Source organism: uncultured Mucilaginibacter sp. (assembly GCF_913773635.1).
Lineage (GTDB): Bacteria > Bacteroidota > Bacteroidia > Sphingobacteriales > Sphingobacteriaceae > Mucilaginibacter.
In genome coordinates, this window is the sequence record NZ_CAJYGQ010000013.1 from 364,830 (window position 1) to 388,479 (window position 23,650).

Sequence of the window (23,650 nt, forward strand, 5' to 3'; positions counted from 1 at the left end):
ATTTACTACTGAACTATTACGTTTTGATTTTTAGGATATTTAACCTGGTACTTAAGCCTTAATTTTTCCTCATCAAGAGGCTTGAGATCAAATGCCCACGATGTTTTACCGGTTATGGCATCTACCTTTGCGCCTGATGCTTCCTGCGTTTCAACCTCAATGGCTGAGTTTTGAGCTACCGGAAGCTGATCTTCAACCAATAACTTTATTTGTTGCGCTTTACGATTTTTAACGCTGATAAGCCAGTCGCGGGTTTCTTTCCTGTTTGATCCAAGCAGGCCTCCCCTGTCTTTCAAATCCTTTTGCAAGGTACGGGTTACAATAATATTTTTATCAGTTCCTAATGATAAGTTAAGCGTATCGGCAGTTGAGCTTGTGTTTAGCAATGATTTACCAATAAAGGTGCCTTCAAAAAACAGGTTAGCCTCGCCTGATAAAAAGTTATACTGGTTCCAGTTGGTGAGTTTGGCAGTAAGGAAAACGTCAGTACTCAACTTAGGTGCTGTATAATACTCATACTCCGCCGGAATGTTTAGCTGGTTGATTTCAACCAAATACTGCTTTCCATCACTTGGGATACTGTAAGGATTGGCTATGGTAAATTCAACATTGGTTTGATTTTCATTTTTCTGAACTACCAGCGGATTAGTAGAGATCGATGATGTTCCTCGAATCAGCAGGCCTGGCATACGTCCGGACAGGTTTTCCCTTTTGTATTCGTTGTTACCTCCTCCGTAACCAACAGCAACTACTTCGTTTAAGTATTCGGTAGCTGGTTTCAACAGTACATTAATAACCGGCGAGGTCACAAACCTTTCGGCAACCACATATCCTATATAAGAATATTCAAGGTATTGTCCTCCCTGCGGTATTTGTATACTGTACCTGCCGTTGGCATCAGTAACTGCACCTATAGAGGTGCCTTTCACCTTTACAGTTACACCAGCTAATGCTTTGCCATCATCTACGCCTGTTACAAGGCCGGTAACGTTGGTAATGCTCAAAGCCTGACCAGCATACACCATACCCAAATTAAGGTAATAAGGTTGTAACTCAGGCTTACTGCCGCTGGCTGTTGGGTTACCGGTTGAAAGCGTAAGTTTTATATTGCTCCAATCCTCGCCGCATTGCTGGCTAACGTTAGCCTTGTAAGCAACCGTAATTGGGCTATTGATGTTTTTAGCGCGGATATCATAAGTTGGAAACCAACTGGCATTTCGCGCCACGTAGGTAAGCGTAAATACTGAGTTTAAAGCTGCCTTTGATGATATAGTGACCAATACATTGCTTGTTGCACGTGTATTGCCTTTATTTACATCCGCTATCTGCTTATTATATTTTTGCATTTCGGCATCCAGTTGCGCAATAGCACTATTTACTATTACCTCTTTTTTCCGTATTTCGGTAAGTCGGGCCGTTTGAAAGTCAAGTGCCTGTTTCAGTTTAACAACATCCAGGTTGCTGTTTTGGCCGCTTACAACCTGGTTTTTTATGAGCATGTTCTCTTCTTCTTTGTAGATAGCAAGCGTGCTGTTTTGCAGCTGTATTTTTTGCCGTAGCTGTGCCTGCTGCGCCAGTAATTCCTCTACACGCTTTTGCCTGGTTTGCTGGTTTAAAAAGTCAAGCTCGTGCTTTACGGAAAGGATAGTAAAATCTCCGGCCGATTTCACTTGTATGCTTTGCACATCAATATCGGGCGATATCCCTTCAAACGTTAACGTTGATGTTCCGGCGGCAACATTTACTGCAGCTGTACGTGTTACCTGGGCACCGTTTAAAAACACAGTTACCTTTTGCACTTTGGTGGGCACCTTTTGATCGGCCCTGGCAGCAAAAACTAACACGAACAGGAAAATTGAAGTTAAGAATTGTTTAGACATGGTTTTGTTGCTTAAATAAATACATTTTGTGAATTGCACCAACGCCCTTTGAGGCGCTATACAACCACAGGATGCAGTAGCGTGCATTATTCCATAAAAGAATTTAAATGCAGGCAACATTTTTTATTTAGGCTGTAAAAACTGTACTAAAGCAATAACCGAATCATTTATTTTACCAAACACCAGCGAAGGCATTACACCCAATGCCAATGCAAAAATAGCCAATGGCAACAAGGCTATCTTTTCACGAAGTTTTAATTCGGTCAGGGCATCCTTCCACGCTTGTCCACCTTTAAGGAGCTCCTTGCCAAAGAACATGCGTTGTAATGTCCATAAAAAGTAAGCAGCACTTAGCAATATACCTACAGCACCACTAATGGCCATCCATTTAGGAATGAGTACAGACTTAAATGATCCTGCCAGCGTAAATGCCTCGGCTATAAATGCAGAGAAACCAGGCAAACCTAGTGAAGCAAAAAACGCAATCATGACGTAGGTTGTGTACTCCGGGTTAACGGTTGCTAAACCTCTGAAATTATATATATCACGGTCGTGCACACGGTCATAAACTACTCCTACCAAAAAGAACAGCATAGCCGATAAAAAGCCGTGACTGATCATTTGCATCATGGCACCACTCATGCCTTCGGGTGTTTGCGAGGCAATACCTAAAAGTACAAAACCCATATGCGATACTGATGAATAGGCAATAAGGCGTTTCAGATCGCGTTGGGCCAGGGCATTAAGCGCACCATATAAAATAGATACAACGCCAAGTAAGCCTACCCAAAACGAACTCTGCACAGCAACCTCGGGGAAGATGCCCATACAAATGCGAATGATGCCATAACCACCTATTTTAAGTAGTACACCTGCCAATATGATTGATACAGGTGTTGGTGCCTCCACGTGCGCATCAGGCAACCATGTATGCAGTGGAACCACGGGCACCTTAATGGCAAAAGCAATAAAAAGCACAGCAAAGCCTACTACCCTTGCTGGTATGCCCAGCAGTGTTGCATTGCTAGCCAGTGCAAATACCGAACCCGACTGATAATTTGCGGGGTTCATCATGTGAATAATGTTGAAAGTATGGTTACCCGTTTGCGGATCTGTTACTGATAGGTAAAGGCCCACCATAATCAGCAGCATAAACACCGAACCAAAAAGTGTGTAAAGGAAAAATTTTATAGCTGCATACTCGCGCCTTACACCACCCCACATGCCAATTAAAAAGTACAGTGGCAGCAGCATCAGCTCGTAAAATAAATAGAAAAGGAAAAAGTCGAGGGCACAGAATACACCTGCTACGGCCATGTCCAGCATCAGGAAAAGCACAAAAAAACCTTTCAGGTTGTCCTTTATCTCCCATGATGCAAGCACCGCTATTACCATCACTACGGCACTCATCACCAATAACAGTATCGATACACCATCAACACCAACAAAGTAATCAATTTGCATGCGCCCTGCGTTACCCAGGTTAATACCTATCCACTCGGTTTTCTGCACAAACTGGTACTGGCTCTCATTACTGATGCCTGCATGTGCTGCCCCGGTTTGAAAATTAGCATAAAGGTATACGCTTAAAGCAAGCTGCACCAGCGTAGCAAAAAGAGTGATATACTTGAAGCTTTGCCGCATTGACAATGGCAAGGCCAGTATGAGCAAACCAAACAGTGCAGGGATGAATATAAACAGCGTAAGTGCGTTCATCAGGTTCAGATCAATAATTTAAATATAAACACGGCCAAAATAATTGCCAGCATACTAAACAGGTAGTATTGCACTTTTCCACCCTGAAAAGAGCGAAAGAAGTCACCTATACCTTTAACTAACAAAGCCACACTATGTAAAAAGCCATCAACAAGGTAACGGTCTGTCCAAGCGCTAAGGGCAGATAGTGCTCCGGTGATACGTTGCAGCAAATAGATAAACCCGTCAATAACTCTACGGTCTAAAGCAAAAAGTGAACGACCAAAGCCAAGCACAGCATTAACTATTACGTTGCGGTAAAACGCATCAATATACCACTGGTTGTAGGATAGCTTGAAGAAGAAGTTTTTTTGCCCAAATACCAGCTTGCGTTGCTGTATGTACACTGCGTAGGCCCAATACACTACAAAAATGCAAAGCAAGTTAACGCCAATTGGTATTATGGTATGATAGTTATTTTGACGCGCCATGTGCTGCGAAGGTGAAAAACCTTCAAAAAGCCAGGCATGCTCATACAAAAACGGATTTAAGGAAAATAATGGAAACAGGCTGCATAGCGACAAAAGGATAAGCGGCACTTTGAAACTCCAGCTGCCATCACCAATGTGCAGATGTACGTTGGGCAGTATTTCTTTAATTTTAAATTGACCAAAGAATACCTTAAACATTAAGCGTGCTACATAGAATGCTGTTATTCCGCTGGTAAGCAAAATGGTTATGGGTATAATTTGATAAGCCAGGCTACGGTTTTCGGCCCATTCAAAGGCTTGTATTAAAATACCGTCTTTAGATAGGTAGCCGGATGTTAACGGGATACCTACAAGCGCTAAGCAACCTACTAAGGTTGCAATGAAAGTAACCGGCATTTTTTTGCGCAGGCCACCCATGTACAAAATATTTTGAGGGTCGATATCGAGGTCATGCTCATCTTTTATATGCTGCACTTCATGAATTATCACACCTGCACACAGGAACAACAAACATTTGAAGAATGCGTGCGTAGCCAAATGAAACAACGAGGAAGCGTAGGCTCCTACGCCCATTGCCATAATCATATAGCCTAACTGCGATATGGTAGAGTAAGCTAGGATGCGTTTTAAATCATTTTGAGTAAGCGCTATTGTTGCCGCCATAAAAGCAGTAAAGCACCCTACTATAGCTAAAATATCAAGCTCGGTATTATTGAACATAGGGTACACCCTGCCCAGCAAAAATACACCTGCCGCAACCATGGTCGCAGCATGTATTAAGGCCGATACAGAGGTTGGGCCTTCCATAGCATCAGGCAGCCAGGTATGCAATGGAAATTGGGCTGATTTTGCCGCTACTGCAAGCAGGATTCCAATAAAGGCAATATATTGCCATATTGCAGGCAGTTCGCCCGTAGGTGCCGTCCAAAGACCATTTTGTATTGTTGATTTGATGATTAAGCCATGCTCACCAAATAGCTGCACCAAATCAAAGGTATGATATTGTGTAAAAAGGATGATTATGGCCGATAAAAGACCGATATCACCTATCCGGTTCATGATGAATGCCTTTTTATTTGCCTGAACAGCGCTGTCTTTAGTAAACCAAAAACCTATAAGCAGGTAAGATGAAAAACCTACCAACTCCCAAAAGGCATACAGCATAATCATGCTATCAACCACCACTAGCGCAAGCATGCTGAAACAAAACAAACTTAAATAAGTGAAGTAGCGCTTTTGCTCGGCAGCCTTGATGTAGGCCGTGGAATAGATATGCACCGGTAAAGCAATTACTGTAACCAGCAATAACATAAATGCCGAAAGGTTATTGAGCAGCATGCCCACGTAAACCGGCGTTTGCCCTATGGTAAACCACAGGTACTGCTGATGCAATTGCTTAAAGTTCCAAACACGGCTAAAAACCACTATTGATAAAGATACCGCTGCTATAATAGCCAGCACCGATATCCACCCAGAAACCTTGCCGCTTTTAGCAGGCAGCAAACGGTTAATAAACGCTGCTACCAATGGCAGTAAAACTGCTGCAAGGGCAAAGTTTATGGTTTGAACATCAATATTTGAGAGCGCGTGGTTCAAGGTTATAGAATGGTTGTGATTTTTACCGAGCCTTTGTTATTGCGTTTCGGTTTTTCAAAGTCAACTTTTTGAATAGCATCGGCCTTAAGCAGTATAACCTCATTAGGCACTATGCGGGTAGTGTCATTCACTACCTTTCCGTTTATTGAAAAAGTAAGATTCTTGTCTGCAGGATTATCCTTCACGTAACTTTTGTATTTTGAAGAAAACTTTCCCAGCTTATTCTGCGCTGTTTTAATAGTGAACGGTTTAGTGTTAACCAATACAACACCATTTAACCCGCGTGAACCATAAATGGCGGTAGCCGATGCATCTTTCAACACATTAATTGATTCGATATCATTTGGGTTAATGGCTGATAACACATCGTTAGTAGTTCCTTCCAACACTTTACCATCAACAACATACAAAGGTTGATTGGACAGCGTAGTTTGAGCCTGTGTTTTTAAGCCAAACGCCACCGTTAGTACGAACAAGTAAAATATTGCTTTTTCCATCAGTCTTTCAATTCGTTGATTCTGCCCGGATCAATAGTTTTATAACGCCTGTAAACATTTAGCACAATAGCCAAAGCTACAGCCGTTGCTGCTGCGGCTAATATAATGGCAAAAAGAGCGAAGGTTTGACCACTGCTGTTTAATTTGTCGAACCGGCCAAAAGCAACCAGATTTAAAATTGCAGCATTTAACATCAACTCAACTCCTATCAATATTTGCACTGCATTTTGTTTGGCAAGTATTACATATAAACCAATGCAAAACAGCGCGCCGCTTAAAACAAGATAATGCGTTAGGGTGATCATGCGGCCTCGCCCTCCTTGCGCGACAAATGTGCCGCCCCAACCAAGGCCATCAACAATAATATTGATATAGCCTCAAACGGCAAAAGGTAGTTGGTCATGAGGTTTACGCCAATGCCGTTCACTGTTACATCGGTTACGGTAATAACATTTTTTTGAGCTATGGATTGGCTTATCCAGCTGGCGTTATCAATATTGGCCTTTAAAAAAATATTTACTAATACTATAAAAAACAACACTGCCAGCATCAATGCCGGTAACTTGTTAATAGCTATTAAACGGTTAGTTTGCTGCTGCAAACCTGAAAGCAATTCGCGGCCCGAAAGCATAAACGCGAAAAGTATAAGTACCAAAATACCACCTACGTAAACTACTACCTGTGTAATAGCCACAAAATCGGCAAGGCAAAGCACATACAGGCCTGCCAATGCAAACAATGTAACAAAGAACATGAATACCGAACGCACTAAATTTTTACTTGCTGCAACGTATAAGGCCGAGCCCAATGCAATTGCAGCCATGAGGTAAAACATAACCGTTATCAAAATCATGCTCCTCCCTCCTTTGCTTTGAGCGCAGCTTGTTTGGCAGCCAGCTTGGCCGCCTGTTGTTGCTCGTACTCCTGCTTTTTCTCCTGCACAAGCTCAGGACTCATATCTGAAAAACTGTAGGTTAAATCGCCAAGCTGGTAAACGCTCCTGTCATATTGATTGGTCATGGTAATACACTCTGTTGGGCATACTACCGTGCACAGGCCACAGTATAAACATTTAGCCATGTCAATATCAAAGGTCTCGGCATAAAGCATTTTCTTTGAACCGTCAGACGTTTGACCGTAAGCTGATGTAGCTTTAATTGATTTAATGTCGATACAATCAACCGGGCATATTTTGGCGCACAAATCACACACAATGCAGTCGTCAATTTCAACATCCAACTGGTAGCGCCCTACCTCCGGGATTGGCAATTGTTGCTTAGGATACTGTATGGTGTTGGTTTTATTTTCCAGCTCGGCAAAATAATTCTTTGCCTTTACCGGCGTCATAGACCTCTTAGCTTTACCCGCCACAATATGGCGCAGGGTAAGCGTTAAGCCTTGCCAGGCAGTTATAAAAGCGTTATATGTATTTTTTAACAACACGTTTTTTTGTCACATCCCCAGTTTGCGGGATTTATAACCAATTTACAGATCTTCCTCTTTTCACAAATCATTATGAACTTACATTACCCACAAGCGCCATAAACCTGATATAATCATACACAAAAAACCAAGCGGTGTAAGCACTTTCCAGCACAGGTTCATTAACTGATCAACCCTTAAGCGCGGGAGAGTCCAACGTATCCACATTTGAACGCCAACCAGCGCAAGGCTTTTTATCAATGTCCATAGTATACCCCAAAAAATACCAGTGGTCCAGTCGGCCAATTTTACTGTACCAATATTTGGCAGCGGAGTGTTCCATGCACCCAAAAAAAGTACAACAGCCACCATTGATACCATAAACATCATGGAATACTCGGCTAAGAACACCAACGCAAAACGTACGCCGGTATACTCGGTATGAAAACCTGCTACCAGTTCTGATTCGGCTTCGGGTATATCAAACGGTGCCCTGTTGCTTTCGGCCAGCGATGCAATAAAGTATATCACAAACGCAATTATAAGATGCGGTGCTTTGAACACGTTCCAGCTCAACAAACCACCTGTATGGGTAACATCCCACAAGCCTAAAAACTTCACTTTCTCAGCCGATAGTACACCCTGCTGCAAAGAGATCTGCTGCAAATCGAGCGTTTGACTGATCATTACCACTGCTATAATTGCAAAACCTGCAGGTATTTCATATGATATAATTTGCGCCGCTGAACGCATAGCACCTAAAATAGAGTACTTATTATTAGAACCCCAACCTGCCATCAAAATGCCTAGTGTTTCAATAGAGACAATGGCAAACACGTAATATAACCCGATATTTATTTTTGATGGAACTACCTCGGGCGCCCATGGCAGTGCAGCAAAGCCAAGATATACCGATATAAAAATTATCATTGGGGCCAGCGCAAACAGAATCTTATCAGCCGCGGCAGGAGTTATAAGCTCCTTTTGCAACATCTTAAGAATATCGGCCAAGGTTTGCAACGAGCCAAACTTACCTGTTTCGGTTGGCCCGAGCCTGTCTTGTATAAAGGCTGATAGCTTGCGCTCGGCATATACACCAAACAGTGCAAATGCTGCTGCAAAAGCAAAAAGCCCAACGGCTACAACTATATTAAGTACATATGAATTCAAAGCAAGTTATTTGCAATCAGGCTGCAAACTTAGCTATTTATATGCAGATGATGAGGCACTATTTGGAATTATTCTATGGTACAGGTAGAGTATGAATTTATGATTAAAGATAAAAGTCATTAACGCCGCATGCTGACGGTTTGCAACAGTTTTGGACACATACTAATTGTCATATGTTAACAACGCATACTCAGATTTTACCGGTGATGAAAAAAACATGGAAGCGTGCTCGTCGAAATCAGTGGTATCGTCACTAGTTGTAAAAAAGCGGCGCGTGCTATTTTGAGTAATGTCCTGTTCAATATCGTTATGCCTTTTTAAATAATCGGCAAGGCTATTGGCCACAATTTGTCCTTGAGAAACTACTTTTACATGTGGTGGCAAGTGCTCTTCTATTTTGCTTTGCAGTAATGGGTAATGTGTACAAGCTAGTAACACGGTGTCAATATCGGCCGATTTTGCCAAAATCTCGTCAATGTAAAGCTTTACATAATAATCGGCCCCTGCCTTATTGTACTCACCACTCTCAATTATTGGCACCCATAAAGGGCAAGCCTGCTGATGTACTTCAACATCAGGAAAAAACTTTTTAATTTCAATAAGATATGACTCTGATTGAATGGTACCGGTGGTGCCTAAAACTCCTATTTGTTTGCTTTTACTATAATCACCTATTACCTCGGCAGTAGGCCTGATAACGCCCAATACCTTTTTATCAGCATAATTAGCAAGCATGTCTTTTTGTTGAATTGTACGTAATGCCTTTGCTGATGCCGTGTTACAGGCCAGTATAACCAATGGGCACCCCTGCTTAAACAACCACTGAACACACTCCCAGGTATATTGATGAATGGTGTTAAAAGATCGGTTACCATATGGAGCGCGACTGTTATCACCAAGGTATAGGTAATCATACTGCGGCAGCTTTTCGATAATTGAACGCAATACGGTTAAGCCTCCTATTCCTGAATCAAATACTCCAATGGGCCTTGTAACTTGCATAGCACAAAAATAAAAAAGGCGAGGAAATACCCTCGCCTTTATACTTTAAGTTTACAGTTGTATTATTTGATACCTAATTTAACTTTAACTGCAGCCATAAGATCATCTCCCGGAGGCGATACAATTAAACCAGTAGTGGTTGAATCAAGTACGTAGGTGTAACCTTTTTCTTTAGCAACAGCGTTAATTGCTGTTTTAACTTTATCGCTCAAAGGTTTAAATAACTCAGAGCTTTTGGCTTGTACTTGTTGCTCAGCATTTCTGTTGTAATCCTGAATGCGTTTTTGCATATCCTGTAATTCAGATTCAGCAGCTGTACGGGCAGCATCAGTCATGCTTTGTCTGCCTTTTTCGTAAGCTTCGCCTTTTTTCTGAAACTCAGCCTGCATGCTTTGCGACTGATCAATAAAAGTTTTTTGATAGGTCTGCAATTGAGTTTGGATTGGTTTTAAGTCTGGCATTGCTTCAATAACGCCGTTAAAATCAATATAACCAATCTTAGTTTGTGCTTTAGCAAAACCCGCCGTCGCTAACATAAATACTGCAACTAAAGCAACTTTAAATAAATTTTTCATTTCTCTTGTATTGTTCTGTGTTTAATCGTGTGCTATTTTAATCAAATTTACTTTATCTCGCAAATGCTCCGGGTTTTAAACCTAAACGGGTAACAACGGCGTCGCTTTTATTATACCGCGGATTAGCGTACAACATCATTACCTCACTGTTTTTGTCAAAAATCATATCCAGGTTCTCGCCCTCAGCAACTGCTTGTACAGCTTTAGACACTCTTTCTTGAATTGGTTTAATCAGTGAACTGCTACGTTGTGATAATTCTCCGTCAGGACCGAATTTTGAGCGTTGAAAATCTTTTGCAGCTTTCTCTTTATCTACAATTTCAGCCTCACGGCGCTTTTTCATTTCAGGCGTCATTAAAACCTGATCGGCCTGATAGGCTTTATACAACCTGTCTATTTCCTGAAACCTTGAATCAACTTGCTTCTGAAACTGATCAGACAGTGCTGCCAATTGCTTTTGCGATGAAGCGTATTCAGGTATATGTTTCAGTATGTAATCTGAATCAACATAGGCAAAACGTTGTGCCCATGACGCAGAAACACTGATTAACGCAATTGCTATAGTTAATATTATCTTTTTCATCTTTCTATTAATTAAATCCACCGTTTAAGCTTTGCGCGATAGAGAAGTGGAACTGGCCTTTGTTTGCATCACGAATGCCCGGGATTTTATCAAACCCGTAACCGTAATCAAGCCCCAGTAAGCCAAATATAGGAAGAAATATTCTTGCACCAACCCCTACCGAACGTCGGATATTAAACGGATTATAATCGCGGAAATTGTTCCAGGTATTACCACCTTCGGCAAATGTTAACAAAAATATTGTGGCCGACTGACTTGCAATAACCGGGTAACGCATTTCAAGCGTAAACTTGTTGTAAATAGGGCTACCAGGGTTAGTATCGGCGCTATAGTTACTACCTACCGGTACTAATGAAAAGTTTTGATAACCACGTAAACCAACAATCTCGCTACCTTGAAGGAACTGGTAAGTTGCCATACCATCACCACCTAATTTAAAGCGTTCAAACGGCGACTGACCAACCAGTTTGTTGTAAGAACCCAGGAAACCGAAACGGGTTTGGGTCATTAACACCAATTTACCGGAAATTTTAGTAAACCACTGTGCATCAAATTTCCATTTATGATATTCTACAAAACGGTAACGTTCCTCAGGTGGGGCAATACGGTAATTTGTATTGTTAAACAATGAATATGGCGGAGTTACCTGCAATGTAAAGCGGATGTTTGAACCACTGGTTGGATAAATAGGCGCATCAATTGAGTTACGGCTAAGTTCCTGCGTTAACTTAATATTGTACGAGGTACCGGTTTGGAACAGGTAGCCCGAAAATCTGTCAAGCGTGTAGTGGTCAAAGTTTAACGAGTAGTTTAACTGGAAGTAGTTATCAGGCCAGTTTAAACGCTTACCCAAGGTTACACCCAAACCGTTAATGCGAAGAAAGTTGTACCGTGGGTCAGACTTTGGATAGAACTGACCGGTTGAACTTAACTGCGTGTAAGCTGACAAACTGAAGTAGATAGGTTTTTTACCACCTAACCACGGCTCAGAGAATGTAAATGAGAAGTTTTGATAGTTACGACCGTTGGCCTGACCACGCAAGCTTAATTTTTGACCGTCGCCTTTTGGAAGCGGTTTATAAGCTTTACCGTTGAACAGGTTTCGCAACGAGAAGTTGTTGAACGTTAAACCTAAGGTACCTACCAACTGGCCACCACCAAAACCACCTGAAAGCTCAATTTGGTCAGACGGTTTTTCAACTACGTTATATAATATATCAACCGTACCATCCTGCGGATTAATGTTAGTTGGTTTAGGATCAATTTTAGTTTCATCAAAGTTACCTAACTGGGTAATTTGGCGGGTACTGCGCACAATAAGGGCCTTTGAGAACTTTTGGCCAGGTTTGGTTGCAAGCTCACGTATTACTACCCTATCATTGGTAACATCATTACCTTTAACTATTACACGGTTAATAGTGTATTGAGCACCTTCGTATATACGAATGTTAAGGTCAATAGTATCATTATAAATGCGTGTTTGTACCGGCTCGGAGTTGAATGTTAAAAATCCGTCGTCAAGGTATAATGAGTTTACATCATTACCATCAGGTGTACCACCGTTAAGGCGCTTGCTTAACTCCTCCTCACTAAATACATCACCTTTTTTGATACGTAATATTTTGTTTAGTACGGTTTCAGAGTAACGGGCATTACCTGTCCATGTAACATTACCAAAGTAGTACTTATGGCCTTCATAAACTTTAAGCTTTACGTTAACGGTCTTATCATCATGTTTCCAAACCGAATCGCTCAAAATTTCAGCATCACGGTAGCCTTTGGCCTGCATTTTTTCAATCAGGGCCTGCTTATCTTCTTCGTATTGGTCTTGCTTAAATTTCTTTGAACCAAATATGTTGTAAAATTTACGCTCGCGGGTTTTAGGTAAAAACTTTTTCAGCTTGGAATCACTGAAAGCCTCGTTACCTTCAAAAATAACTTCGTTAATTTTTACCTTTTGCTTCTTATCAATAGCCACATTCAGTATAACACTGTTTGAATCGGCCGGATCGCGCAGTTGTTTAATGTCAACCGTTGTGTTCAGATAGCCTTTTTCATTGAAGTGCTTTTTGATAATTGCCGTTGTGGTATTAAGCAGGTTTTCGTTTACAATTTTTCCGGTTTTATCATTCAGCTTCTTTTGTACATCTTCAATTTCACCTTTACGTATACCTGTCATGCGCAAACGTGACAAACGCGGACGCTCAGTTACGCTTAATTCAAGGTAAACCGTATCAAGGTTAATTTTGGTGATGTATAATTGAACGTCATCAAACAAACCCTGGCTCCACATGTTCTTCAAAATGTTAGCAGATGCTTCACCCGGAAGATTAATGCGGTCGCCTTTATTAATCTTGGCAATTTGAATAAGCACATCCTTGTCGAGGTTTTTGGTACCCGACACGGTGATGTTACCTATAATATAATCTTTAGGGTTGAGGTAGCTCAAGCTATCAGTAGAAACAGCCGACCGGTTTAAACGGTTACCGCCACCAAATTGTGCCATGGCTGCCGAACTGATAAGGGAAAAGAGAATTGCAAAAAAGAATTTATTCATCCGAATATTTTGTGCCGCTAAAGTAATTTAAACGTTTGTTAAAATTTGTTAAAAGAAAAATTAGTTAACCTGTTCACTGGTTTTTCCAAAGCGGCGTTCGCGTTTTTGATAATCTAAAATAGCCTCAAACAGGTCATCGCGCCTAAAATCGGGCCAAAGTTTATGAGTGAAATATAACTCTGCATACGCAATTTGCCAAAGCAGGTAATTGCTTATTCTGAACTCCCCGCTTGTTCTGATAAGCAGTTCAGGGTCGGGCAGGTTGTGTGTATATAAATGTTGAGAAAAAACTTCTTCGGTTACATCTTCGGGCTTTAATAGGCCCTGCTGTACTTTAGCTGCAATTTTTTGGGCTGCCTGCATCATCTCTCTGCGCGAACCGTAACTTAAAGCCAGTGTAAGTACAAGCCCGGTATTACCCTTGGTTTTTTCAATGGCACCCATCAGTTCACGGTGGCATTTACCCGGCAGCATTTCTAAATCGCCTATAGCATTTAACCTTACGTTATTTTGCATCAGCTTTTTTATCTCCTTGTTGATGGTGCTCACCAGTAACTCCATAATAGCTGTAACTTCTAAACTCGGACGGTTCCAGTTTTCGGCAGAAAAAGTATATAGCGTTAAATACTTAACGCCGATTTCACCGGCACCCTCAACTACATCGCGTACAGATACAACTCCGTTATGATGACCGAATACACGCAGTTTGCCTTTTCCTTTAGCCCAACGGCCATTACCATCCATAATAATGGCTACATGCTCAGGAAGCCGCGTTATATCAATCTGATCTTTAAAACCCATAATGTTGTTGCTTACAGCCCATTAAAATATGTACATGGCCTAACTTAAAACCGCAACCTTATCACTCATCTGTTCATCTGGGTTTAAACCGTTGTACACAATTAATGAGGTTTTTGACAAGTGCATACCTTGCCAAATCTCAAAATTTTCAGGGTACAAAGGTAAAACTATACTTTGATTTTTTTATTATTCAATTTGCAAAAATCTAATGCATTTCAATTGGTTTGCAGCGGCTTAAAGCACAAAAAAACCGCAAAAGCTTTAATTGCCCTGCGGTTTCGTAAATGACTACCCTATATATTAATAAATTGACTGCTGCTTGAGCATGTCCACATCTTTATTATCAATATCGACAATAGCGTATTGCTTATTTTGGGTAATGTTTAACTCATCAAGCGCATCAATAAGGTTGCCGTATTTTGAATGGTTGCTTGGTTTAAGAATAACAAGCATAGGCTTACCAGTTTGTTGCTTAATGAGTTGCTGTTTGCTTATAAGCGCCTTTCGAAGCCCTTCCCTGCCATAATCTATTACTTCCACGTTACTATTACCAGGCAAGCCACGATAAAGCAAAACCTTATTGTCGGCCCCCAGGCAAAGCGTTACCGTTCTGCTTTGTGCTACAGACTGGTTTTCAGCATCAACTGGCATGGCTAAATCCATTGCCTTTGGCTTTGACAGTGTGGTGGTTAACATAAAAAAAGTCACTAGCAAAAAAGCCAAATCTACCATGGCGGTAAGGTCAACGCGCAGGCTTTGAGGTTTGCGCAGCGGTTTTTTGCCATCATTTTTTGCAGGGGATGCATTCAGCTCAGCCATAATGTTAAGTTTTAAGGTTAAATAATTGGTTTATAGTACTTACAACGGCTCGTAAAACACATTTGTTGCAGCAAGTTCTACTTATTTTATAGACATTATTATCAAAAGGTGATAAATTAACATTTAAGTAATTTGATCAATCTGCAGATAAAAATAGCTATCAAAATCTATTCCTTTTTATCCCTTAAAATTCCTGTTTTACCCCGCAGTTTTCCGCTACAATTTGCTGCTCAAAAAAATTTTTATAAAAATGCAAAGCGCCGGCATAGATATGCCGGCGCTCTGCAAAAATTCGGATAAGATCATCGTCAAATCTTTCTGCGTTTCTTTTCTTTAATTATAAGGCTGAGTTCGCGGCTCATTTGCCCGGCAATGGCCGTGTTTTCATTAGCGCGCCTGAACAGGTATGGCATCACGGCTTTTACTGGTCCGTAAGGCACGTACTTGACTACGTTGTAACCTGCATTGGCTAAATTAAAGCTCAGGTTATCGCTCATGCCCAGCAACTGTGAAAAGTACACATGCGGATGGTTATGAGGTATACGCAGCTGGTTTAATAAATCGGCCAGCAGGCGGCAACTGTCTTCGTTATGCGTACCTGCAACCAGCGCAATGCGGTCAACATGTTCAACACAAAAACGCAAACTGTCATTGTAATCCCGGTCGGCCGAGGCTTTGTCAGGCTGTATGGGCGACGGATAGCCCATTTCAGCGGCACGTTTACGTTCCTTTTCCATATAAGCGCCGCGTACCAGTTTCACGCCCAAATAAAAACCTTCGGTACGGGCAATGTCAAAGTCAACTTTTAATGATGCCAGCTTATCATGACGGTAAATTTGGTACGTATTAAAAATTATGGCCCTATCTCGGTTGTAACGGCGCATCATACTCATGGCCAAACGGTCAATAGTAAGTTGTATCCAGGTTTCTTCGGCATCTATCATTACCGGTATGCCCGCCTGATAAGCCTTATTACAAATGGCCTGCACGCGGGCTTGCACTTTTTGCCACTCCAGCTCTTCGGCTTCTGTCAGTTTTGCTCCTGCATCAAGCTTTTCTAATAAGCCAAAGCGCCCTACTCCTGTTACCTTAAACACAGTGATGGGTATTGCCGGATCGCCGGTGGCACGCTCAATAGTACGGATGATTTCATCGCGGGTATCATCAAATACTTTTTCGTCTTCTTCACCCTCTACCGAGTAATCGAGTATGGTGCCAACGCCGCCTTTGTACAAATTTTTTATGGTAGCATCGCATTCTGCAATGGTTTCGCCCCCGCAAAACTGCTTAAATATGGTAGCCTTAATAATTCCTTTTATGGGCAAACCTATACCCATGGCAAAATTGGTAATACCCGGACCTACCTTTACTAAAAAATTATTGTTGATGGCTTTAAACAACCAGTACGCGCGGTTTAAATCGGCGTTGGATGCATGTTTGAAAGCTATTTCGGTATTTTCGAATGATAAATTTCCCTTAACGGGTGGAACAGAATCTTGTTGGTTAAACATCGCACAAAATTAGAAAATCAAACTGATAACTCATTTTTTGATGTAATAGTTTATTTTTGCCGCACCATGATTGAATTTAAACTTGACGGTGACTTTATTCCTCTGATACAGTTGCTTAAGGCAACCGGACTGGTTTACACCGGCGGTGAAGCACAAATTGTAGTAACCGAAGGTGAAGTTAAGTATAACGGACAGGTTGACTACCGTAAACGCCTTAAGGTGAAACGCGGCGACGTAGTTGAATTCCGGTCGCAAAAAATTGTGGTGATTTAGTTTATGGATACCATTAATAGTATTGATTACCCGGTTTATTTTAACGATACCCTCACACAACTGGTTAATCTGATTGAAAAAGGCAACTACTCACGCTTTTTTGTATTGACTGATGAGCATACCGGCAAACATTGTTTACCGTTACTGCAAAGCCACCTTGAGCACCTTAATGATAAATATGACGTAATTGAGGTTAGCGCGGGAGAAGAAAGCAAGAATATTGATTTTTGTTCGGGCATTTGGAAGATGCTGATTGATTTTGGCGCCGACCGCCACAGCCTCATGATTAACTTGGGCGGCGGTGTAATTGGTGATATGGGCGGCTTTGCGGCCAGCACTTACAAACGCGGAATTGACTTTGTGCAGGTGCCTACTACCTTGTTATCACAGGTTGATGCCTCGGTTGGTGGCAAAACCGGTATCGACTTTGATAATCTTAAAAACATTATAGGCACCTTTACCCAGCCTAAGGCTGTGTTTATAGAACCTGCATTTTTACAAACCCTGCCACAACGCCAAATACTTTCAGGATATGCCGAAATGTTAAAGCACGGCCTTATACAGGATGCGGCTTACTGGAACCAGTTAAAGGAACAAGGCATCATCAACGGTGCTCCCGCACCTGAGTTAGTCCACCGCTCGGTTGCTATCAAAAACAGCGTTGTTGTTAATGATCCATTTGAAAAGGGCTTTCGCAAGTGCCTGAATTTTGGACATACCGTTGGGCATGCTGTTGAAACTTACTCATTGCAAAACGACGACGGCAAACACATCACCCATGGTGAAGCTGTAGCTATAGGCATGATTTGCGAAGCATGGCTATCACATAAAAAGGCAGGCTTGAGTGTTGAAGAGTTGAATGAGATAAGTACAGTACTTAATAATTTGTACCCTAAGTATCACTTGGATGATTCGTGCCATAGCGTGTTGCACAGCTTGATGAAAACAGACAAAAAGAATCAAAACGGCAACATTAATTGTACACTGATACATAAAATAGGTGAGTGCAGCATTGACCATATTTGTACCGAAGAAGAACTTTGCGAAAGTTTACGTTATTACGCAGCATTGTAAAGGTTTACAATAAATATCTAATTGTCATCTCGAACGTTTGGTATATATCTTTATTACATTGTGGTAAATACCGTATGTAAAAAGATTTAAGCAGGTGTTCGGAATGACAATTTTCGTTTGTACTATTCCCTTTACTTTTGCAAATGCAGGCACGTATTTGTTAGGATGAACGCCCTCTGAGCCAATTCTAAATCATCTGGACAAAAGTCAATTTTAAAAATTTAATTTAGATACATCTGCATACAACTATGAAACTGCATATTAAAAACATGGTTTGCCGCCGCTGTATAATGGCCGTTGAAAATGAGTTGAACAAAGAGGGATATCACATTCATCAAATTGAGTTGGGCGAAGTAACGCTTGCCGAAGATCTTAGCAATAATCAACTTGATAAGCTGAATATGAATCTCAAACACTTAGGATTTGAGCTGATAGACGATCGTAAAAGCCGTTTGGTAGAAAAAATTAAAAATATTATTGTAGACCTGGTTCATCATAGTGAACAAAACCTGGGTATTAACTTATCTGCTTACCTGTCCCACCAGTTGCACTACGAGTATAATTATTTGAGTAATCTATTTTCGGAAACCGAGGGTACTACTGTTGAAAAGTACTATATAAGCCAAAAAATTGAAAAGGTGAAAGAGCTGCTCATTTACGATGAGCTTACGCTGAGCCAGATTGCCAATCGTATGGGCTACAGCAGTGTAGCTTATCTGTCAAGCCAGTTCAAAAAAGAAACAGGCTTAACGCCAAGCCACTTTAAAAACATAAAGGACAACAAACGCCGCAATATTGAGGAACTGTAAATTTTGAAAAGCATTGCCTTAATTGTATAAAGTTATGGCTACCCTAAGCTGTACCTTTGCTACATGAAACATACCTATCAAGTAACCGGCATGACCTGTGCCGGTTGTCAATATAAAGTACAGCACCTGTTAAGTCAGGTGCCTCACATAACCGAAGCGGTTGTTGACCTGGACAAGGGACAGGTTTCCCTTGAAATGGATGAGCACGTTGACACTTCTGCTTTACAGGCGGTACTTAAAGATTATCCTAAGTATAAGCTTACCGACCTGCCCGTTATCAGCTCAAGCTCCATGAATCACAGTAACATGAGCATGGAGCAAGAAGAAACACGCACCTGGTTTGAGACTTATAAGCCCATTGTACTCATCTTCTTTTACATTACTCTGGTATCGTTAATAGCCGGCTCAACTCTATTAGGCTTTGACGAAGTGGTTTTTATGCGTGTATTCATGGCCGGTTTTTTTCTTGTGTTTTCATTTTTTAAGCTGCTTAACCTTGACGGCTTTGCCGATAGCTATGCCATGTATGATGTTATTGCCCGCAAGTTTAAGGCGTGGGGGTATATTTACGCACTTATTGAGCTAGGTTTAGGGTTGGCGTATGCTACCAATTTTAGCCCGGCAATTACCAATTTAATTACCCTGATAGTTATGAGCGTAAGCATTATAGGCGTATTGCAAACAGTACTCAACAAAAAAGTTATTAAATGTGCATGCTTAGGAGCTGTATTCAACCTGCCCATGAGTACCGTTACCATTATTGAGGATGGCTTGATGATAGTGATGAGTGCAGTAATGTTGTGGATGATGTAAAGGCGGTTGCTGCCTAATAAATTTTAATATAGCTGCACTACCGCTTTTGGGCGGCGGTTATCCCTTGTTGTTTCTTGAAAAAAAACCAAAATCAAGGTGTAGTACAATACCCCTCGCCGCTCGCAATCATAAACAAGAAGTTGCACTATTCAATGTGCTCCTACTCTTTAATAATTTGTAGCGGACTGATTTTTCGCATGCGATAACAGTTCATGGCTGTTTCGCCTAATTGGGCAATGAGTTTGTAATTGGCAATAGCACCCACGGCCGCACCTATAACAGGTAACAGCTGTGCCAGCTTGGCCAGGTCAATATAATCGCGGTACTCCTGCTGAAATATGCGCCAGTCAAGCTCATCCGCATTATCGGGCAAAGAGCCGCTGTAGCCTTGCCAGCCTGCCATCAGCTCATACACCTCATTACGCCGCTGCTGGCTCGAAAATGCTAATTGAAAAATATAGAGTATATACAAACGCTCTTTGTAATCTTTTACGTCATGGCCATACAACGCTGCTATTTCAAACAACAGTTTTAATTTAATGCCTATCAGTATCGGAAAATCGGCCATGCCCATTAAAAAGCCGCCTGCACCGGTGACCGCTCCTTCTACGGTTGCGGTGTTGCGGTAGGTCTCTATTTTTTGCCTTACCAACGACTCTCGTAACTGCAGGGGTGTATTGGGTTTGGGAGACGTGGAGGTTGTATACTTGGCACCAAACAGCACGGCTTTTATCATTTTTTCGATAGCGGTGGTAATTGCCACATGTACTTTATCAGGAATAAGGTCATTTATTTTAGTTTGCACAGTTTTAGATACCTTATCGGTAAACGAAGGCTTTTTTTGCATACGGTGCTGCCAAAACTGGAGCTCGATGTTTGCCTGTTGTTCGTAGCTTGTCATGCAGGTTTGTTATTGTTTAGTAGAATGTTTGATTTCAGACGTTGTAAAACCGTGTTGGTTACACTTTATAACCAAATTTCATTCCAGTTGTAAGATAAGCAGTACAGCGTCCTCCGGATTTTAATTAAGCCCGAAGCGATAAAGTATACGAAAGTATAAAAATGCGCGGTGGCCCGCCACAACACCCGGCCGGGAACTGCCTGTTCGGGGATAGGGATTGTTGTGAATAGGCGTTTTTGTTACTTTTGGGGCTATGCTAAAAGTAATAGCCCCCGCGGCAATGAGCGGTAGAAAAGCGATAAGCTAACGGATAGCATTTGCAAAATCATACCCCTTCAAAAAGATTTCTCCTAACGTCGAAATGACAGTATGGGCTGGTTTAAGTACCTTACAATTTACTTCCCTTATTCCTTAACCAATGATCGGCCACTACAAGCGCTGCCATGGCCTCTACAATAGGCACAGCGCGTGGAACTACGCAAGGGTCGTGGCGGCCTTTGCCTTGTATCTGGGCATTATTGCCTTCGGCGTCGATGGTGTTTTGGTTGGTCATGATGGTGGCCACAGGTTTAAAGGCAACCTTAAACTCAATAGGCATACCATTGCTGATACCGCCTTGTATACCTCCCGAAAAATTGGTGAGCGTTTTTACGCTGCCGTCCGGTTCTTTTGCAAAAATATCATTATGCTCTGAGCCCAGCATTTCGCTGCCGGTAAAACCCGAACCATATTCAAAACCATGCACAGCGTTAATACTCAGCATAGCCTTGCCCAAATCGGCGTGTAGTTTGTCAAAAACAGGTTCGCCCAGGCCAACCGGGCAATTGGTAACGGTACAGCTTACTTTGCCACCAATGGTATCGCCTTGCTTGCGTATCTCATCAATGCGGGCAATCATCTCCTCGGCAGTGGCTGGATCAGCACAGCGTACAATATTAGCTTCGCGAATAGCTTCAAACTCCTTCGCGCTGGTGATGCTGATATTTGGCGCATCTATTTTGCCTACACTGCTTACATGAGCTAATACTTCAATGCCTTGTGTTTTAAGTAACAGTTTTGCAATAGCACCTGCGGCAACGCGTGCAGCAGTTTCGCGGGCTGATGAACGACCTCCTCCCCTATGATCACGGATGCCGTACTTCGTGAAGTACGTATAATCGGCATGTGAAGGACGGAAAACATCGGTATTGTGGCTGTAATCTTTACTACGCTGATCTTCGTTAGGAATGAGCATGGCAATAGGCGTACCGGTAGTTTTACCTTCAAACGTACCCGAAAGGATTTGTACGGTATCGGCCTCTTTGCGCTGGGTAGTTATTTTTGACTGACCGGGCTTGCGCTTATCCAGTTCGGCCTGTATAAATTCAATATCAATGGATAAACCTGCGGGGCAACCGTCTACAATTACGCCAATGGCCACGCCGTGCGATTCGCCAAAAGTGGTTATTCTGAATAATTGTCCGAAAGAGTTGCCTGCCATGGTGTATGATTATAGATTACAGAATCAAGAATATAGATTGGGCAAATATGTGATTTTTGTCTGAATCAGAATTTACAGGATTAAAGAATTTGCAGAATTTATAAAATCCCTTTGTCATTTCGACGTTAGGAGAAATCTTTTCGGATGTGCATGTTTAAACACCTCTTCGAAAAGATTTCCCGTTATCACTCGAAATGACAGTGAGGAGTGGTGATTAATTAGTGAAAGACAGGCTAATATAAAGATTGCTTTGTTCCTCGCTATTATTTATCTCACAACCACTCATTTCACTAACTCACGCCCTCACTCATCAAAGCGATATCGCGTTTATAATATCAAACTGAGTAATAATTTCAATCCTGCCGCGCTCATCCTCTACCAGTACGGCTATGTTTTCTTTGTTTATCAGGGTCGATATCTTATCTATCGAGGTGTTCAAATCAACAAACGGGAACGGCGTAGTGGTGATGGTTTGAACGGGTTGCGATTTTAGCGATGGATTTTCGAGTAAAGCATCCAAAATATCGCTTTCCGTTACCTTACCTATTACCATGCCTTTTTGAGTAACAGGTATTTGTGAAATATTCAGAGACTTTATTACGTTGATAGCTTCCAAAACAGTTTTTTCGCTATCAATGGTCACGATCTCCGGATTGTCTTTTTTGCGGATAATATCGCGGGCGGTCAGTTTATCATCTTTCAGGAAACCGCGCTCGCGTAACCAGTCTTCGTTGTACATTTTGCCCAGGTAGCGTGTACCATGATCAGGGAAGATGATCACAACAACGTCGCCTTCTTTAAAACGGTCTTTCATTTGCAGGGTGCCTGCAACGGCCGAACCTGTAGAGTTACCTGCAAAAATTCCTTCCTGCATGGCTATCTGACGGGTCATGAGAGCGGCATCCTTATCGGTTACTTTTTCAAAATGATCAATCAGGCTAAAATCCACGTTTTGCGGTAGGAAATCTTCTCCTATACCTTCGGTTATGTACGGGTAAATTTCGTTCTTATCGAAGATGCCGGTTTCTTTATACTTTTTGAATACCGAACCATAAGTATCAATGCCCAACACCTGAATGTTCGGGTTCTTCTCCTTTAGATATCTTGCAGTACCTGATATTGTACCGCCTGTACCTACACCCACTACCAGATGTGTTATTTTACCTTCGGTTTGTTCCCAAATTTCGGGACCGGTTTGCTCGTAATGAGCCTGCGAGTTTGAAAGGTTATCATACTGATTAGGTTTCCATGAATTAGGAACCTCACGCTCTAACCGCGATGATACAGAATAGTAGGAACGCGGATCTTCGGGATCAACGTTTGTTGGGCACACAATTACCTCGGCACCAAAGGCGCGCAGGGCATCAAACTTTTCTTTTGATTGTTTATCGGTGCTGGTAAAAATACACTTGTAGCCTTTAATAACCGCAGCAATAGCCAGGCCCATACCGGTATTGCCCGAGGTTCCTTCAATGATGGTCCCCCCCGGTTTAAGGCGACCGTCTCTCTCCGCATCCTCAATCATTTTCAAAGCCATACGGTCTTTGATAGAGTTACCAGGGTTGGTAGTCTCTATCTTAGCCAGTACAGTGGCTTTAATGTCTTTAGTTATTTTGTTAAGCTTAACCATTGGTGTGTTACCAATAGTTTCCAGTATATTATTACTCCACATAATTAGTAGACAAAGTTAATCAGAATTTT

General features: G+C 41.8%; 21 protein-coding genes and 1 pseudogene. 4 read left to right on the forward strand and 18 right to left on the reverse strand.

Annotated features, from left to right (window positions below; all coding sequences use genetic code 11):
• Positions 1–5: 5 nt before the first annotated feature.
• The 15 genes and pseudogenes from QZ407_RS17170 to QZ407_RS17240 form a co-directional block, all read right to left on the reverse strand.
• Positions 6–1,880: a mucoidy inhibitor MuiA family protein gene (locus tag QZ407_RS17170; protein WP_295773389.1), complete on the reverse strand. Its 1,875-nt coding sequence runs from the start codon at positions 1,878–1,880 to the stop codon at positions 6–8.
• Between the two features lie 123 nt (positions 1,881–2,003).
• On the reverse strand, positions 2,004–3,596 hold the full coding sequence (locus QZ407_RS17175) for an NADH-quinone oxidoreductase subunit M (RefSeq protein WP_295773392.1): 1,593 nt from the start codon (positions 3,594–3,596) through the stop codon (positions 2,004–2,006).
• Positions 3,597–3,601: 5 nt separating this feature from the next.
• The gene (locus QZ407_RS17180; protein ID WP_295773395.1) at positions 3,602–5,662 is read right to left on the reverse strand and encodes an NADH-quinone oxidoreductase subunit L; all 2,061 of its coding nucleotides are present in this window, start codon (positions 5,660–5,662) and stop codon (positions 3,602–3,604) included.
• Between the two features lie 248 nt (positions 5,663–5,910).
• Positions 5,911–6,081, reverse strand: a pseudogene (locus QZ407_RS17185) (TonB-dependent receptor plug domain-containing protein); the annotation flags it as partial.
• 77 nt (positions 6,082–6,158) lie between these two features.
• The gene (gene nuoK, locus QZ407_RS17190) at positions 6,159–6,464 is read right to left on the reverse strand and encodes an NADH-quinone oxidoreductase subunit NuoK (RefSeq protein WP_295773398.1); all 306 of its coding nucleotides are present in this window, start codon (positions 6,462–6,464) and stop codon (positions 6,159–6,161) included.
• Positions 6,461–6,982, reverse strand: a complete 522-nt coding sequence (locus QZ407_RS17195; protein ID WP_295773399.1) for an NADH-quinone oxidoreductase subunit J — start codon at positions 6,980–6,982, stop codon at positions 6,461–6,463. Before QZ407_RS17195 ends, nuoK begins: the two co-directional genes overlap by 4 nt.
• Positions 6,983–7,008: 26 nt before the next feature.
• Positions 7,009–7,602, reverse strand: coding sequence for a 4Fe-4S binding protein (locus QZ407_RS17200; RefSeq protein WP_365335755.1), 594 nt, complete (start codon positions 7,600–7,602; stop codon positions 7,009–7,011).
• A gap of 78 nt (positions 7,603–7,680) precedes the next feature.
• A complete protein-coding gene (nuoH, locus tag QZ407_RS17205; protein ID WP_295773404.1) occupies positions 7,681–8,751 on the reverse strand; it encodes an NADH-quinone oxidoreductase subunit NuoH in 1,071 nt (356 codons plus the stop codon).
• 162 nt (positions 8,752–8,913) lie between these two features.
• Positions 8,914–9,753 (reverse strand): glutamate racemase, encoded by an 840-nt coding sequence (gene murI, locus QZ407_RS17210; RefSeq protein WP_295773406.1) that lies wholly within the window; start codon positions 9,751–9,753, stop codon positions 8,914–8,916.
• Between the two features lie 62 nt (positions 9,754–9,815).
• Entirely contained in the window at positions 9,816–10,328 is a 513-nt protein-coding gene (locus QZ407_RS17215) for an OmpH family outer membrane protein (protein ID WP_295773408.1), read from the reverse strand.
• A gap of 52 nt (positions 10,329–10,380) precedes the next feature.
• Entirely contained in the window at positions 10,381–10,911 is a 531-nt protein-coding gene (locus tag QZ407_RS17220) for an OmpH family outer membrane protein (protein WP_295773412.1), read from the reverse strand.
• 7 nt (positions 10,912–10,918) lie between these two features.
• Positions 10,919–13,468, reverse strand: a complete 2,550-nt coding sequence (gene bamA / locus QZ407_RS17225) for an outer membrane protein assembly factor BamA (protein ID WP_295773415.1) — start codon at positions 13,466–13,468, stop codon at positions 10,919–10,921.
• A 60-nt stretch (positions 13,469–13,528) separates the two neighbouring features.
• Complete coding sequence (locus QZ407_RS17230) at positions 13,529–14,269, reverse strand: isoprenyl transferase (RefSeq protein ID WP_295773418.1); 741 nt, start codon at positions 14,267–14,269, stop codon at positions 13,529–13,531.
• Between the two features lie 300 nt (positions 14,270–14,569).
• Positions 14,570–15,088, reverse strand: coding sequence for a biopolymer transporter ExbD (locus QZ407_RS17235; protein WP_295773420.1), 519 nt, complete (start codon positions 15,086–15,088; stop codon positions 14,570–14,572).
• A gap of 308 nt (positions 15,089–15,396) precedes the next feature.
• Complete coding sequence (locus QZ407_RS17240; RefSeq protein WP_295773423.1) at positions 15,397–16,599, reverse strand: proline dehydrogenase family protein; 1,203 nt, start codon at positions 16,597–16,599, stop codon at positions 15,397–15,399.
• Positions 16,600–16,665: 66 nt separating this feature from the next.
• On the opposite strand from QZ407_RS17240, the gene QZ407_RS17245 reads away from it, so the two are divergent.
• The 4 genes from QZ407_RS17245 to QZ407_RS17260 all read left to right on the forward strand — a co-directional run bounded on the left by QZ407_RS17245 (position 16,666) and on the right by QZ407_RS17260 (position 19,568).
• Positions 16,666–16,872: an RNA-binding S4 domain-containing protein gene (locus QZ407_RS17245; protein WP_157539647.1), complete on the forward strand. Its 207-nt coding sequence runs from the start codon at positions 16,666–16,668 to the stop codon at positions 16,870–16,872.
• 3 nt (positions 16,873–16,875) lie between these two features.
• A complete protein-coding gene (gene aroB, locus QZ407_RS17250; protein WP_295773431.1) occupies positions 16,876–17,946 on the forward strand; it encodes a 3-dehydroquinate synthase in 1,071 nt (356 codons plus the stop codon).
• A 248-nt stretch (positions 17,947–18,194) separates the two neighbouring features.
• Positions 18,195–18,755: an AraC family transcriptional regulator gene (locus tag QZ407_RS17255; protein ID WP_295773434.1), complete on the forward strand. Its 561-nt coding sequence runs from the start codon at positions 18,195–18,197 to the stop codon at positions 18,753–18,755.
• A 63-nt stretch (positions 18,756–18,818) separates the two neighbouring features.
• Positions 18,819–19,568 carry a cation transporter gene (locus QZ407_RS17260; RefSeq protein ID WP_295773437.1) on the forward strand — a complete coding sequence of 250 codons (750 nt, stop codon included), beginning with the start codon at positions 18,819–18,821 and terminating at the stop codon, positions 19,566–19,568.
• Positions 19,569–19,728: 160 nt separating this feature from the next.
• Here the strand turns inward: QZ407_RS17260 and QZ407_RS17265 are convergent, their stop codons facing one another.
• The 3 genes from QZ407_RS17265 to QZ407_RS17275 form a co-directional block, all read right to left on the reverse strand.
• Positions 19,729–20,469 (reverse strand): EcsC family protein, encoded by a 741-nt coding sequence (locus QZ407_RS17265; protein WP_295773439.1) that lies wholly within the window; start codon positions 20,467–20,469, stop codon positions 19,729–19,731.
• 388 nt (positions 20,470–20,857) lie between these two features.
• Positions 20,858–21,949: a chorismate synthase gene (aroC, locus tag QZ407_RS17270; protein ID WP_295773441.1), complete on the reverse strand. Its 1,092-nt coding sequence runs from the start codon at positions 21,947–21,949 to the stop codon at positions 20,858–20,860.
• A 310-nt stretch (positions 21,950–22,259) separates the two neighbouring features.
• Positions 22,260–23,621: a cystathionine beta-synthase gene (locus tag QZ407_RS17275; protein WP_295773443.1), complete on the reverse strand. Its 1,362-nt coding sequence runs from the start codon at positions 23,619–23,621 to the stop codon at positions 22,260–22,262.
• Positions 23,622–23,650 lie beyond the last annotated feature (29 nt).

Bases quoted from the DNA above. Each gene is read 5' to 3' on its own strand.
- aroC (WP_295773441.1), bottom strand. From the start codon at position 21,949: ATGGCAGGCAACTCTTTCGGACAATTATTCAGAATAACCACTTTTGGC.
- murI (WP_295773406.1), bottom strand. From the start codon at position 9,753: ATGCAAGTTACAAGGCCCATTGGAGTATTTGATTCAGGAATAGGAGGC.
- aroB (WP_295773431.1), top strand. From the start codon at position 16,876: ATGGATACCATTAATAGTATTGATTACCCGGTTTATTTTAACGATACC.
- QZ407_RS17235 (WP_295773420.1), bottom strand. From the start codon at position 15,088: ATGGCTGAGCTGAATGCATCCCCTGCAAAAAATGATGGCAAAAAACCG.
- QZ407_RS17265 (WP_295773439.1), bottom strand. From the start codon at position 20,469: ATGACAAGCTACGAACAACAGGCAAACATCGAGCTCCAGTTTTGGCAG.
- QZ407_RS17175 (WP_295773392.1), bottom strand. From the start codon at position 3,596: ATGAACGCACTTACGCTGTTTATATTCATCCCTGCACTGTTTGGTTTG.
- QZ407_RS17245 (WP_157539647.1), top strand. From the start codon at position 16,666: ATGATTGAATTTAAACTTGACGGTGACTTTATTCCTCTGATACAGTTG.
- QZ407_RS17220 (WP_295773412.1), bottom strand. From the start codon at position 10,911: ATGAAAAAGATAATATTAACTATAGCAATTGCGTTAATCAGTGTTTCT.
- QZ407_RS17170 (WP_295773389.1), bottom strand. From the start codon at position 1,880: ATGTCTAAACAATTCTTAACTTCAATTTTCCTGTTCGTGTTAGTTTTT.
- bamA (WP_295773415.1), bottom strand. From the start codon at position 13,468: ATGAATAAATTCTTTTTTGCAATTCTCTTTTCCCTTATCAGTTCGGCA.
- QZ407_RS17255 (WP_295773434.1), top strand. From the start codon at position 18,195: ATGAAACTGCATATTAAAAACATGGTTTGCCGCCGCTGTATAATGGCC.
- QZ407_RS17215 (WP_295773408.1), bottom strand. From the start codon at position 10,328: ATGAAAAATTTATTTAAAGTTGCTTTAGTTGCAGTATTTATGTTAGCG.
- QZ407_RS17230 (WP_295773418.1), bottom strand. From the start codon at position 14,269: ATGGGTTTTAAAGATCAGATTGATATAACGCGGCTTCCTGAGCATGTA.
- QZ407_RS17195 (WP_295773399.1), bottom strand. From the start codon at position 6,982: ATGGCTGCAATTGCATTGGGCTCGGCCTTATACGTTGCAGCAAGTAAA.
- QZ407_RS17240 (WP_295773423.1), bottom strand. From the start codon at position 16,599: ATGTTTAACCAACAAGATTCTGTTCCACCCGTTAAGGGAAATTTATCA.
- nuoK (WP_295773398.1), bottom strand. From the start codon at position 6,464: ATGATCACCCTAACGCATTATCTTGTTTTAAGCGGCGCGCTGTTTTGC.
- QZ407_RS17260 (WP_295773437.1), top strand. From the start codon at position 18,819: ATGAAACATACCTATCAAGTAACCGGCATGACCTGTGCCGGTTGTCAA.
- QZ407_RS17275 (WP_295773443.1), bottom strand. From the start codon at position 23,621: ATGTGGAGTAATAATATACTGGAAACTATTGGTAACACACCAATGGTT.